This window comes from uncultured Devosia sp., assembly GCF_913055165.1.
Taxonomy (GTDB): Bacteria; Pseudomonadota; Alphaproteobacteria; order Rhizobiales; family Devosiaceae; genus Devosia.
On record NZ_CAJXJS010000081.1, the window covers coordinates 1 to 12,402 of the forward strand.

At 63.1% G+C, this 12,402-nt stretch carries 14 protein-coding genes, 1 tRNA gene and 1 pseudogene; 6 read left to right on the forward strand and 10 right to left on the reverse strand.

The features are described 5' to 3' along the window. The 4 genes and pseudogenes from QZ564_RS17615 to QZ564_RS17630 all read right to left on the reverse strand — a co-directional run. Nucleotides 1-509, reverse strand: a pseudogene (locus tag QZ564_RS17615) (cytochrome C oxidase subunit II); the annotation flags it as partial. Then, on the reverse strand, nt 506-1,588 hold the full coding sequence (locus QZ564_RS17620) for a c-type cytochrome (protein ID WP_297112872.1): 1,083 nt from the start codon (nt 1,586-1,588) through the stop codon (nt 506-508). The pseudogene QZ564_RS17615 and the gene QZ564_RS17620, both read right to left, overlap by 4 nt. Continuing rightward, on the reverse strand, nt 1,581-2,120 hold the full coding sequence (locus QZ564_RS17625) for a cytochrome c oxidase assembly protein (RefSeq protein ID WP_297112875.1): 540 nt from the start codon (nt 2,118-2,120) through the stop codon (nt 1,581-1,583). The genes QZ564_RS17620 and QZ564_RS17625 overlap by 8 nt, the downstream gene beginning before the upstream one ends. A gap of 93 nt (nt 2,121-2,213) precedes the next feature. Continuing rightward, a complete protein-coding gene (locus QZ564_RS17630; protein WP_297112878.1) occupies nt 2,214-2,825 on the reverse strand; it encodes a hypothetical protein in 612 nt (203 codons plus the stop codon). 362 nt (nt 2,826-3,187) lie between these two features. Between QZ564_RS17630 and QZ564_RS17635 the strand changes: the two genes are divergently transcribed. Together QZ564_RS17635 and QZ564_RS17640 are read left to right on the forward strand one after the other, a co-directional pair. Further along, complete coding sequence (locus QZ564_RS17635; protein ID WP_297112910.1) at nt 3,188-3,454, forward strand: hypothetical protein; 267 nt, start codon at nt 3,188-3,190, stop codon at nt 3,452-3,454. Between the two features lie 77 nt (nt 3,455-3,531). After that, nucleotides 3,532-3,729 (forward strand): hypothetical protein, encoded by a 198-nt coding sequence (locus tag QZ564_RS17640; protein WP_297112880.1) that lies wholly within the window; start codon nt 3,532-3,534, stop codon nt 3,727-3,729. A 70-nt stretch (nt 3,730-3,799) separates the two neighbouring features. On the opposite strand, the gene QZ564_RS17645 is transcribed toward QZ564_RS17640, so the two are convergent. Continuing rightward, a complete protein-coding gene (locus QZ564_RS17645) occupies nt 3,800-4,267 on the reverse strand; it encodes a YetF domain-containing protein (RefSeq protein ID WP_297112883.1) in 468 nt (155 codons plus the stop codon). A 125-nt stretch (nt 4,268-4,392) separates the two neighbouring features. On the opposite strand from QZ564_RS17645, the gene QZ564_RS17650 reads away from it, so the two are divergent. Next, nucleotides 4,393-4,632 carry a hypothetical protein gene (locus QZ564_RS17650; protein WP_297112886.1) on the forward strand — a complete coding sequence of 80 codons (240 nt, stop codon included), beginning with the start codon at nt 4,393-4,395 and terminating at the stop codon, nt 4,630-4,632. 48 nt (nt 4,633-4,680) lie between these two features. Here QZ564_RS17650 and QZ564_RS17655 read toward each other — a convergent pair. Then, nucleotides 4,681-4,755: transfer RNA gene (locus tag QZ564_RS17655), tRNA-Thr, on the reverse strand. Nucleotides 4,756-5,230: 475 nt separating this feature from the next. Between QZ564_RS17655 and murA the strand changes: the two genes are divergently transcribed. Further along, the gene (gene murA, locus QZ564_RS17660) at nt 5,231-6,523 is read left to right on the forward strand and encodes a UDP-N-acetylglucosamine 1-carboxyvinyltransferase (protein ID WP_297112889.1); all 1,293 of its coding nucleotides are present in this window, start codon (nt 5,231-5,233) and stop codon (nt 6,521-6,523) included. Nucleotides 6,524-6,683: 160 nt separating this feature from the next. On the opposite strand, the gene QZ564_RS17665 is transcribed toward murA, so the two are convergent. Genes QZ564_RS17665 through QZ564_RS17680 form a run of 4 tightly spaced genes read right to left on the reverse strand, consistent with a single transcriptional unit; the run spans nt 6,684 to nt 10,328 of the window. Next, nucleotides 6,684-7,820 (reverse strand): ABC transporter permease, encoded by a 1,137-nt coding sequence (locus QZ564_RS17665; protein WP_297112892.1) that lies wholly within the window; start codon nt 7,818-7,820, stop codon nt 6,684-6,686. Continuing rightward, nucleotides 7,817-8,755, reverse strand: a complete 939-nt coding sequence (locus QZ564_RS17670) for an ABC transporter ATP-binding protein (protein ID WP_297112895.1) — start codon at nt 8,753-8,755, stop codon at nt 7,817-7,819. Before QZ564_RS17670 ends, QZ564_RS17665 begins: the two co-directional genes overlap by 4 nt. Further along, nucleotides 8,752-9,690, reverse strand: coding sequence for an HlyD family secretion protein (locus QZ564_RS17675; RefSeq protein WP_297112898.1), 939 nt, complete (start codon nt 9,688-9,690; stop codon nt 8,752-8,754). The genes QZ564_RS17670 and QZ564_RS17675 overlap by 4 nt, the downstream gene beginning before the upstream one ends. Then, on the reverse strand, nt 9,687-10,328 hold the full coding sequence (locus QZ564_RS17680; RefSeq protein ID WP_297112901.1) for a TetR/AcrR family transcriptional regulator: 642 nt from the start codon (nt 10,326-10,328) through the stop codon (nt 9,687-9,689). The genes QZ564_RS17675 and QZ564_RS17680 overlap by 4 nt, the downstream gene beginning before the upstream one ends. Nucleotides 10,329-10,474: 146 nt before the next feature. Here QZ564_RS17680 and QZ564_RS17685 point away from each other — a divergent pair, with 146 nt between their 5' ends. Both QZ564_RS17685 and hisD read left to right on the forward strand, forming a co-directional pair. Next, nucleotides 10,475-10,906, forward strand: coding sequence for a DUF2948 family protein (locus tag QZ564_RS17685; protein WP_297112904.1), 432 nt, complete (start codon nt 10,475-10,477; stop codon nt 10,904-10,906). Between the two features lie 196 nt (nt 10,907-11,102). Further along, a complete protein-coding gene (gene hisD / locus QZ564_RS17690; protein WP_297112907.1) occupies nt 11,103-12,395 on the forward strand; it encodes a histidinol dehydrogenase in 1,293 nt (430 codons plus the stop codon). Nucleotides 12,396-12,402: the final 7 nt, after the last annotated feature.

The window sequence follows — 12,402 nt, forward strand, 5'->3', positions numbered from 1 at the left end:
GCTATGCTGGGCGCCCAGAAGCTGTGGATGACATCGGCGGTGGTTAATTCGAGGGTGACGGGCTGGCCGACCGGGAGATGAATTTCATTGGCCGCCTCCACCTCTCGTCCATCGGCCGTCCGATAGGTCACCCGCCACCACCACTGCTCGCCGCTCACCGCAATGCGCAGGGATGTGTTGCCCGCATTCACCGGCGCGCCGGCCTGGAGCAGAACGAAGCCATAGACCAGCAGGGCCGTCAGCACGACGACCGGGAAAGCAATGCCGAGCCAATTGATCAGGCTCTCGCCAGCCAGGCGCTGCCGCAAGCGCTCCGGGCCAAATATGGCGATGGCGGCAAGGACAAGGACCAGCGCAAAGATCGCCGCTCCGCCCACTGTCATGATCCAGAACAGGATATTGATCTGTTCGGCGTCGTGTCCGGTCGGATGGAACGCGGATTGCTGCGAGGAACAGCCGGCAAGCAGCGGCAGGAAGACGAGGCCTGCGAAGGGGATGCGAGCACTCATTGGGGCGCCTCCGCATTCTGGGCCGCGTAATAGGCACTCACGGCCTTGCCCTGCGCTTCGGTCAGCCTCTGCCCTATCACCGACATCAATCGGCCCTCAGCCGAGGCATCGCGATAGCCTGCGTGCTGCCAAAGCTTGAGCTGGGTGGCCATGTAGCGCTCGGACTGGGCTTCCAGCCGGGGTGCCTGCGGGTTGACACCATGGCAGCTTTGGCAGGCCGGCACGTCCTGTTCGGGCAGGCCGGCTTCAGCGATTTGTTGCCCCAGGGCGAGGTCTGCACTGCCGTTCTCCCGGCCCGCGGGCGGTGGCAGGGAGGCGTAGCTGGCCGCATTGCTGGCGATCTCTTCGTCGCTCATGTCGAAGGCAATCGGCGCCATGATGCCGCTGCCGCGCTGCCCGCCGCGATATTCTTCAAGGGCACGGCGGAGATAGCCTTCGGACAGGCCATCCAGGCGCGGCACCAGATCGCTGACGGGCGGTTGCCCGGCAGCCCCGTGACAGCGCAGGCAGGTATTGAGATTTTGCGCGCGTTCGACGGTGCTGTCCTCGATCGCGGCATTTTCCGGACCGATGTCATTGAGCCGGCGGAGATAGGACACCACCGACCAGACCTCGTCAGGCCGGTGCGCCGCCGGCCAGGCCGGCATGCCGGTGTATTTGAGGCCGTGATTGACGACCCAGAACACCTCGCGCGCATCATAACGTTCGAACGCACCCGTCAGGTCCGGTGGCTGCGGCAGCATATGCGAGTAGAGCGGGTTGAGCGGCTCGCCCGGCGTGCCATGGCAGACAGTGCAGGTGCCCAGAAAATGCTGTTCGCCCAACCGGTACAGGTCGGCATCATCCAGTTCGGGGACCTCTATGCCCCCCGATGCGACAGCCACCGAGCGGTCCCGGAGAATGGTGATAATGAAATTGGTGAGGGACCAGTGCTCGCGGCTGGCCCCGATATTGTAGATGCCCGACAGGATGAATACGCCGCCTGCGAGAATGAAGGCGCCTGCCACGAACATGCTCGCAACACCGATGCGTTGCCAGCGCGTCAATTGCCGGACCTTGACGATCTTCTCCTTAGCCATTGAGGCTCCCCGGCCTATCCAGCGAGAGGAACCAGCGGCCCGCCAGGACGATGCCTGCAGTCACATAGCTGAGCGGGCAAGCGACCAGCATGATCATGCCGGCCATTTGTTGGTCCGCCAGCGAATGGCCGGTCGACTGGAGGCCAGCATGCGCGCCGGAGAACAGCAGATTGGGCGCGAAGACCAACAAGGCGCCAAGCAGGCAGAACAGCTTTCCGGTAATGAGAAGCGCCAGTGGGGCCCGCCAGCTTTCCCGCCGCGGCATGCTGACAATGCTTATCCAGAACATCGCGGCTGCTGTCGCCAGGCTGACATGCATCAGGAGCATCAGGCCCATGTGCTGCAAAGCAGCACTGAGCACCGCGGGGCTATGCCAACCCCAGAGCAGCACCAATTGCGCTGCCGTCGCCCAGGGCCATAGCCGCCACATGCGGGGCAATTGATGGTGTCGCGACAGTCCATAGACGACCAGCGGCACGACCGCGTTCATCACCAGAAGGTGTGTCAGCATATGCGTTGAAAGATGGCCCATTGCGCCCGCTGTCTTGCTGTCCCCAAGTCCAAAGCCCAAACGGCGCAAAAAGTTGCGAACAACATTGGGCAGGCAGGACGGTGGCGCGCACGACTAGATATCCTTGGCCAGGCCCCTGGAGTGCTTCCGGCGCTCGGCCCGGCTGGTGAGCTGACGCGTTTCGACACTTTCCGATGTCAGCCTTGTTTCTCCCTCGTCATGGACAAGCTCGAACTGGCGGGTTGCCCCGACGAGCAAATCTTCGGAGCCATAGATGGCCAGCACAGTGATGCAGCATCGCTGTGCGGCCTCCATGTCGGCCTCCGGTCGTGACTGCCGGATGACATAGCCCAGGATGGATTCGAACGTGCCCAGATCCACCATGGCGCCGGAGGCCAGCGGTCCCTGCCGGGTCAGTTTCTGCCAGCCATGCGGATTGCCCGCGGCCCTGACGTCTTCGGCGTCGGTAATGTAGCTGGTGCAAGTCTGGTCGGCCAAATCGATCGCAACCTTGACCCCCTGAATATGGATGGGCTGCTGGCTCATATTTGTCAGCAGACAGTGACCGTCCAGTCCATCGCCCTCTCCCCGGTTGATGACCAGTTTGGGCTTGAGCTGCCGGCGGTAGCCGCGCCAGAAGATAGTCAGATAGACAGACCAGATGAGCAGCGTGCCGACGCTCGCGGCAGCGCTGACAGCCTGGGCATTATCGAGCAACCAGCTCATCGTCAGGCTCTTGCGTCGCCCCTGGTAGCCGTCAATTTCTTCTCTTCTTGAGGCATTGGCTCCTCCTCTCTTCGACGCGTTGAACAAGCAAATGTCTCGCCCCTTGGCTGGTTCCCGTCGTTGCGGGGCCTTGCCATCGCGCCACCGGCGGGACCTTCCGCTCGAACAGTTGAGATGCCCCAGATTCACCTGCGTTAAGGCGGGAACGGGGGGTGAGGCGCGGGATTGCTTCCAGAAGCCCTTAGGGGGCTCTCTCAAACATTGAACCCTCCGCGAGTTCGCCGACCCCTCAGGACGGCAGCGACATTGCCGGCGGGTTCAGGGGTGTCACCGCTGGCAAGGGCATCGCATAGGAGTAGTCCATGAGCCCCAACCGTAATGGCGAGCAGTTGCGTGCAGACATTGATTCCGGGCGTACCGGCGACAAGGTCGATCATACCGATCCGGCGACTGCGCCGCTTGGCACCGATGCCGAGGCCGGGGGTGCGGCCACAGCGTTTCCGGACGAGCGCCGGTCAAGTCGACACAAACGACCGGGCCACGCGGGGCTTTGGATCTACCTTGTTCTGGTGGTCAGTATTGGCGCAGCCGCCGTCGCTCTCATCCTGTTTGCCACGACCGGCCGCTAGCCCAATCGAAGCGAGGCAGGGCCGTCCGCAACTCTTTACGTGCTGCGCCGTTCGTCCCTCAGGAGGGAGGCAATGCGATGAAACAAGAACCTGAACTGCTCGCCAAGATCATTGTCGACCAGCACTATGCGGCTGGGCCTGAACAACTCAAAGCGGCCATCGCCGAGGCACTCGCCGCCCGGGACGGGGAGGCGCGTCCCCTTGAGGTTTCAAGGGAACAACTGCTCGACGAAGTCGCAGAACAGGAACAAGCCTCGACCAAGGGGTCGGAATGACATCCCCGCGGCGAAAGTTGATCCATTGCACCGAAAGGCCCGGCCGATGAGCATGGTGCGCTTTCGAAATCTATCCCTTCAGGCGCACACTAATCGTCCCGTCGCTTTCCAGAATCAGGAATTCCACATCGGAAAGCTCATCACCTCCATTGGCGCGCACGGCGGACATGGCTTCATCCCGCGTAATGCGTTCACGCTGCAAGTTACCGTCACAAAAGCGCCCATCCCTGGCCAACAGGGAAGGCTCGCTGCGCACCAGAGAGGCAAAGCTTTTCGACCTGACCGAGGCGAAGGCGACCAGATACTGGGCACCGATCAACAGGGCCAAGGCAACCAGACCTTCGGCCAGAGCGATGGATTCCTGCAGCAGGATCGCGGAAAGGGTCGAACCCAGCGCAACAGTCACAACAAGATCGAACGCGTTGAGCTTGGCAAGGGTGCGCTTGCCGGAGATGCGCAGGAACAGCACCAGGGCGATGTAGGCCAGTGCACCCACGATCAGGGTTCGGACGATACCCTGTGGGTTCTGAAAGAACATTTCGCTCAAGTCCATCCTGCCTCGCCTTGACGTTGCCAAACACATTGTCCGCAGCTCAACGCATGTCAGCATTGATGGGTTCGAAGAGCTTTGCGCGGCAAAGCTCGATGCGATAGGAGAGCGATTTGCCCAAGTACTACTTTCACGTCCGCCGCGTACTCGCAGCAACGACAAACGAGACCATTTCAGCCGAATGCGAAGATGACGATGCGGCGCGCACAATGGCAGGATCAATTATCGCCGCCGCCGCCGATGAATTGGCGCAACTCGTCGGTATGCTCGAAATAGAGGTCACTGTCCGAACCTTGGACGGGCATGAACTCGCCCGGCGATGGGCAAGGTTTGTCGCCGACAACTATCGCTAGTCGCGTTTGAATGCCCGAAAAGATTTCAACGATATCAATGCGTTGGAATGGTGCTGCCGGACAGGATTGAACTGTCGGCCTCTCCCTTACCAAGGGAGTGCTCTACCACTGAGCTACGGCAGCATCTGGAGTGTTCTCGGAGAAAGTGGCATCCACTTTTTCGTTTCCAGGGCGAGATCACTCTATTGTGTCGCGGGAACCGGAGGCCCCGGCGCATCGACGGGGGCTCCTTTGCCATAGTGCATGTCTCGACGCAAGACCAAAAACGGCCTATCAACCGCTCCCATTGAATCAGGATAGCAAGAGGCCATGGGCAAATCGGAGCAAGCCGCGCTGCGTGAGCAAAGATTGGCCGCAAAGCTGCGGGAGAACCTCAAGCGCCGGAAAGAGCAGGCCAAGGCGCGCGCAACCCAAGATGCGCCCGATCCCGCTCCCAAGGCCCCCGAAACGGACGCGGACAAGAAACCGTAAACCATTTTCGGGCGATTCTATTCGTCACCCTTTTCCGAGAACGGCTGGTCTGGCCTACGTGGCAACGAAGACCTCGCCTACCTCCCACCAGGTAGCAGGCCCAAAGGGCCTATTATGAGGACTTCTAATGGATCGTATTCGTTTGGTCGGCGGCAATGAGCTGGTTGGCGAAATCCCGATTTCGGGCGCCAAGAATGCCGCCTTGCCGCTGATGATTGCATCTTTGCTCACCGACGAGCCGCTGGTGCTGACCAATGTGCCGCGTCTGGCCGACGTCAAGCAGCTCGAGCGCATCCTCGAGAATCATGGCGTCGATATTGCCGTGCATGGCCGCCGCCGCGGCGAGGAAGAGGGCGTGGGCCAGCGCATGACCTTCCATGCTGCCGACATTGTCGACACCACGGCCCCCTATGACCTTGTCTCCAAGATGCGCGCCAGTTTCTGGGTCATCGGGCCGCTGCTGGCCCGCTGCCACGAGGCTCGCGTGTCCCTGCCCGGTGGCTGCGCCATCGGCACCCGCCCGGTCGACCTATTCCTTTATGGCCTCAAGCAATTGGGCGCCGAGATCGATATCGACGAGGGTTATGTCGTGGCCAAGGCGCCCAAAGGCGGGCTCGTCGGCGCCACCGTCAGCTTCCCCAAGGTTTCGGTAGGGGCGACCCACACTATCCTGATGGCGGCCGCCCTGGCCCGCGGCGCCACGGTGATCGAGAACGCCGCTCAGGAACCCGAGATCACCAATGTCGCCGAGTGCCTGGTGGCCATGGGTGCCAAAATCTCCGGCATCGGCACCCGCACCCTGACGGTCGAGGGCGTCGAAAAGCTGCACGGGGCCACGGTGGAGGTCATCCCCGACCGCATCGAAACCGGTACCTTCGCCATGGCCGCGGCCATGACCGGCGGTGATGTCCTGCTCAAGGGCGCCAGGGCCGAGCATTTGCAGGCGGCTCTCGACATCCTGGCCCAGACCGGAACCGAACTGGCCACCGAAGCCAATGGCATTCGCGTGCGCCGCAATGGCAATGGCATCCAGCCCGTCGATGTGGACACCGATCCATTCCCCGGCTTCCCCACCGATCTGCAGGCCCAGTTCATGGCGCTGATGACCATGAGTTCCGGTGTCAGCCACATTCGGGAGACCATTTTCGAGAACCGCTATATGCACGTGGCCGAGCTGGCGCGCTTCGGCGCCGACATCGCCGTGAACGGCCAATTGGCCACCGTGACCGGCAAACCGCAATTGAAGGGCGCGCAGGTCATGGCCACCGATCTCAGGGCCTCGGTGTCGCTGGTTATTGCCGGCCTTGCCGCCAAGGGCGAGACCGTGGTCAATCGCATCTACCATCTCGACCGCGGCTTCGAGCGGCTGGAAGACAAGCTCTCCCGCTGCGGCGCCGAAATCGAGCGGGTTGCGGGCTGAGAGCCGTCCCGAAGGGCAAATCGCGCCAGTGGCGCGATTTGAGGCGAGCAGGCCACGAGGCCTATGGCCGAGTGGCGGGGTGCGGCCTTTGGCAAAATCGCTCCGGTGGAGCCCGATCCGAAAATGAAAGCCCGGCTATGGCCGGGCTTTTCCTTTGCCCTCAGTCCAGCGTCTGTCGGTAGCGGAGCATGGCCGCCAAGCTGATCACCAGCACGATCACTCCGAGAGCGGCCAGTTCGGGCGATACATCGATGGTGCCGGCGCCCTTGAGCATCACCTTGCGGATCAGCCGGATGAAATGGGTGGCCGGCACGGCGGTGCCGATGGTCTGGGCCCAGCCCGGCATGCCGGCAAAGGGGAACATGAAGCCCGAAAGCAGGATGGAGGGGAGGATAGTGAAGAAGCTCAACTGCATGGCCTGCATCTGGTTGTGTGCCACGGTCGAGATCAGGAAGCCCAGCGCCAGATTGCCGAGCACGAACAGGTTGAAGCCATAGAAGAAGGCCATGAAGCCACCGGTGAAAGGCACATCGAACACGGCGAAGGCGGCCAGCATGAACACCGCCGTCTGCACATAGCCCACCAGCACATAGGGTAATATCTTGCCCAGCATCACCTCGGCGGGCCGCACCGGGGTCGAAATCAGCATCTCCATGGTGCCGCGCTCGCGCTCCTTGACGATGGCCACGGCGGTGATCATCACCATGGTCATCGAGAGGATGATGGCCAGAAGGCCCGGCACGATATTGGTCGAAGTGCGCCCCTCCGGATTGTAGGCACGGTGCACGGCAACATCGAATGGCGGGGGACTGCCCGCCGCCTGTGCCAGGGGACCGGTGAGCGTCTGTGCCACCGCATTGCTGACAATGCCACTCATCGCCGCCGCTGCGCCGGCGACGGCCGAAGGGTCCGAGGCATCGGCGGCGACCAGAACACTGGGGCTGAGGCCGCGCACCACGTCGCGGGCGAAATCATCGGGAATGACGATGACGAAATTGGCCTCGCCCCGCCGCAGCGCCTCCGCGCCGGCTTCCGGACCGCGCACCTGTCCGACAAAGTCGAAATAGCCCGACGTTTCCATGCCTGCCAGCAGCGTCCGGGTCAGCGGTCCTTCATCATTGACTTCCACCAGTGTCGGCAAATGGCGCGGATCGGCATTGATGGCAAAGCCGAACAGCATGAGCTGGACGATGGGCAGCCCGATCATCATGGCAAAAGTCACCCGGTCGCGCCGCATCTGGATGAATTCCTTGAGCAGCACCGCCAGGAACCGGCTGATGGAAAAGCCCATGCTCATGCCGCATCGCGCGAGAAATTGTCCCGCGCCCCCGCCATCAGGTAGATGAAGGCTTCTTCCAGCCCCGCCGGCACCTTGCTCCAGCGCTGGCCGCCTTCGGCTTCGAACCGGCGCACCGTGGTTTCCAGGAGGTCCGCATCGGTGCCCGATACATGCAGCGCCGAACCGAAGCGCGCCACCTGAGCAACGCCGGGCTGGTTGTGCAGCGCCGCCTCCAGGGCCACCAGATTGGCGCCCTCGGCCCGCCAGGTGCTGAGGCCCACCATGGTGGGGATTTCAGTCGCCCGGCCGTCAATCAGCTTCTTGCCATAGGCGATATAGGTGATGAAATCGCACTGGATGGCTTCGTCCATGTAATGGGTCGAGACCAGCACGGTCACGCCGGCTTTGGAGAGGCGCCGGATCTCGTCCCAGAAATCGCGCCGCGCCTTGGGATCGACGCCCGCCGTCGGTTCGTCCAGCAGTAGCAGTTTGGGATCGTGGATGAGGCACGCGGCCAGGGCCAGCCGCTGCTTCCAGCCGCCCGAGAGGGTGCCGGCCAATTGCCCGGACCGGTCCGCCAAACCCAGCTCCTCCAGCGCCCTGCTGACCCGGCTGCGCCTGTCCGTCACGCCATACATGCGGGCGACGAAATCGAGATTTTCGCGGATGGTCAGGTCTTCGTAGAGGCTGAACTTCTGCGTCATGTAGCCGACCTGGGTCTTGATGCGCGGCGCCTCGTGCCGCACGTCGAACTCCAGGCACTGCCCCTCGCCCCCGTCTGGCGTCAACAGCCCGCATAGCATGCGGATGGTCGTGGTCTTGCCCGACCCATTGGGACCAAGAAAGCCATAGATGGCGCCGCGCGGCACCGCGATGTCGAAATGATCGACCACGGTCTTGTCGCCAAAGCGCTTGGTCAGCCCCCGGACATCGATGACTAGCGGCGGGTTCACGGCAGCACCGTTACCGGTTGCCCGGGCGTAAGGCCGTTGGCAGCTTCGAGACGCGCCTTGACCAGATAGACCAGCCGGCTGCGTTCCTCGCGCGAATAGATGACTGGCGGCGTCGTCTGCGGCGCACTGGCAATATGGGTAATGCGGGCGGGCAGTGCATCATAGCAGCTATCGCAAGTCACCTGGACGGTCGTCCCGGTGGTCAGCGTCGCGCGGGCGACTTCGGGCACGAAGAACCAGACTTCCAGCGGCCCCTCAGGCAGTATGGCGACCACCGGCACGCCCACCCCAGCCACTTCACCGAGGCGGAAAAAGACCTGGTCGATGGTTCCCGCAACCGGTGCCTCGACGGTGCGGTCGTCCATGTCCTGCCGGGCGCGTTCGGCATCGGCCTCGGCAGCATGGAGATTTGCTTCTGCCGCCACCTGCTGGGCATTGCGCGCCGGCAGTTCGGCCACGGCCAGTTGGGCGCGCAACTGATCCACCTGGGCCTGGGCGGCGGCCAGGGCTGTGCGATCCTGCTCGACCCGTACGCTGGGTACGGTGCCGGCCTCTGCCAGCCGTTCGCTGCGGCTGAGATTGGATTGGGCTTGCGCCAGATCGGCCTCGGCCCTGGCCAGCGACGCCCGGATCACGTCCAGTTCTTCGCTGCGGCTGCCGGTTTCCAGATTTTCCAGCGTTGCATGCGCCGCCGAGACCCGCGCCATGGCCGCATCGAGCAGGTTTTTCTGTTGCGTCGCATCGAGCGTGAACAGTGTTTCGCCTGCAGCGACCACCTGTCCCTCCCCGGCATCCAGGGCCACAATGCGCCCCGCGCTCACCGGGGCGACATAGACATAGTCGGCCTCAAGATAGCCGCTATAGCCGGCCGGGTCGGCGCCGGATGGAAACAGCGACATCACGGCCGCCATCAGTCCTGCAAGGAACTCGTTCATGGCGCACCTTCCAGTGGCTTGGCAGATAGGCCGCCGAACAGGATGTCGATATGATTTTCGATGAGCCGATCCAGCGCTAATCCGTCCTCAGGCCGGATGCCGAAAATCTCGCTCAGGGCCACATGGGCGATCAGCGGCCCGACGATCGAGCGCACGGTGAGGTCGGGGTCGACCGCCCGCAAATGGCCAGATGCCACGCCGCGCTCCACCAGGCCCGTTAGCACCGGCATGGCCTTGTCGAGCACATCGCGGCGATAGATGTCGGCAATGCCGGGAATATTCATGCCTTCCCGCAGAAAGAGGCGAGGGATCGCCAGCTTGGCCGGGTCGCTCAGGAGCCCGGCAATGGTCTTGAGCAGCATGGTGATGGGCAGGCGCGGATCGCCCTCGAAGGCGGCGAGCTGGGGCAGGGCGCCGCTGGCGATCGGCGCCACCGCGCGCTGGATGATCCCCTCGATCAGCGCCTCCTTGGAGGCGAAATAGAGATAGACCGTGCCCTTGGATACGCCGGCCCGCCGGGCAATGTCGTCCATCTTGGCGCCGGCAAAGCCCTTTTCCGCGAACACCGCCATGGCGGCGTCGAGCAATTCGTCCGGCCGCGCATCGGCCCGTCTGCTGAACTTCTTTTCGCTTTTCATGAGAAGCACTATAACTAACTGACTGGTCAGTTAGCAAGAGGAGTATTTGTCACAGGCTAAACGCGCATTGCCCCTTTGCGCGCAAACTTGTAGATCGGTGGCGTCGTGACCAGATAGGGTCATCGCCACCCAACAGGGCCTCGCTCATGACCGATCTCAAGCTGATTGCGCTTGATACCGAAGACCTCGAAGTCATCTCCGCCCATCTGCAGGATGCCGTCATCCGCGTCGCTGATATGGGGTTTGCCCGTCGCGACCGGCGTTTCGCCCTGCTGATGAACCGCTTCGACTGGACGGCAGACAAACCCCGGTCGAGGGGTCTGCGCAAGCGGGCGGCGCTGCATTTCGATGCCGTCACCCATGCCGCCTATGCCGGTTTCGATCCGACGGCGCCGGAAGGTGTGGTTGAACTGCTCGCCATCACCTTCGAAGCCACCCAGGCGCCCGCCGGCATCGTCGAACTGCGCTTCGCTGGCGGCGGCACGGTGCGGCTGACGGTGGACTATCTCGAAGCGCGTCTTGCCGATCTCGGCGCGGCCTGGGCGGCCTCGGCCCGGCCAACACACGCGCTGGACTAGGGGTGCGCGATGGCAGGGACAGTGATTGTCGCCGACCCCACCCTCAGTCTTTCCCCATCAAGGGGAGAGATGCACAAGGCCACGACGCCACTGTTCATTGTCTCCCACGCCGATGCGGGGAGGGATCAAGGATGGTTTCGGCAGACGCGTTGCCCCCGGTTTGCTCTGCCGCTGACTACTCGATAGAAAGTTCTCCATGCCCCTTCGTCTCGACAGCGCACAGTCCGATTTCGAACAGCGCTTTTCCGACCTGCTCGGCGCCAAGCGCGAATCCAGCAAGGACGTCAACGATACCGTTGCTGCCATTATCGCCGATGTGCGGGACCGCGGCGATGCGGCCGTGGTTGAGTTGACCAACAAGTTTGATCGCGCCGGCGTCACCCGCGACTCCCTGGCCTTCACTGCCGAGGAAATCGCTGCGGCGGCCGTCAGCGTGCCCGAGCATGTGCGCGCAGCGCTGCAGACTGCACATGACCGCATAAAGGCCCATCACGAGAAGCAGAAACCTCAGGACCACATCTATACCGATGCCCTTGGGGTGACGCTCGGCTCTCGCTGGACTGCCGTGGACGCCGTCGGCATCTATGTGCCCGGTGGTCTCGCCTCCTATCCCTCATCGGTGCTGATGAATGCCGTGCCGGCGCGCGTTGCCGGAGTCAACCGCATCGCCATGGTCGTGCCCACCCCCAATGGCGAGATCAATCCGGCCATCCTCGCGGCGGCACAGATTGCCGGCGTTACCGAAATTTACCGTATCGGTGGTGCCCAGGCCGTTGCGGCCCTGGCCTATGGTACCCAGTCCATCGCGCGCGTCGACAAGGTTACCGGTCCCGGCAATGCCTTCGTGGCAACTGCCAAGCGCCAGGTCTTCGGCCAGGTCGGCATCGACATGATCGCCGGCCCCTCGGAAGTGCTGGTCATCGCCGACGGGTCAGCGAACCCTGCCTGGGTCGCCGCTGATCTCATTGCCCAGGCCGAGCACGGGGCAGGGGCCCAATCCATTCTGGTCACCACTGACGAAAAGCTGGCCGATGCCGTCGAGGCCGAAGTCGATCGGCAATTGTCTCTGCTCCCCAAGCAGGCGCTGGCCCGCGAAGGATGGGACGAATTCGGTGCGATTATCACCGTCGCCTCGCTCGAAAAGGCTGCGGAACTGGCCAATCGCATCGCCTCCGAACATGTCGAACTGGCGATCGATGATCCGCAATCTCTGCTGCCCGCCATCCGCCATGCCGGAGCGATCTTCTTGGGGCACCATACCCCCGAGGCCATCGGTGACTATGTGGGCGGCTCCAACCACGTCCTGCCCACCGCCCGCTCGGCGCGCTTTGCCTCGGGCCTGGGGGTGCTCGACTTCATGAAGCGCACCTCGCTGCTGGGCTGCACGCCATCTTCCCTGGCAGCCCTGGCCGAACCGGCCGTCACCATTGCCGGGGTCGAAGACCTCGACGGGCATGGGCGGTCCATCTCCATCCGGTTGAACCGTTGAGCATTTC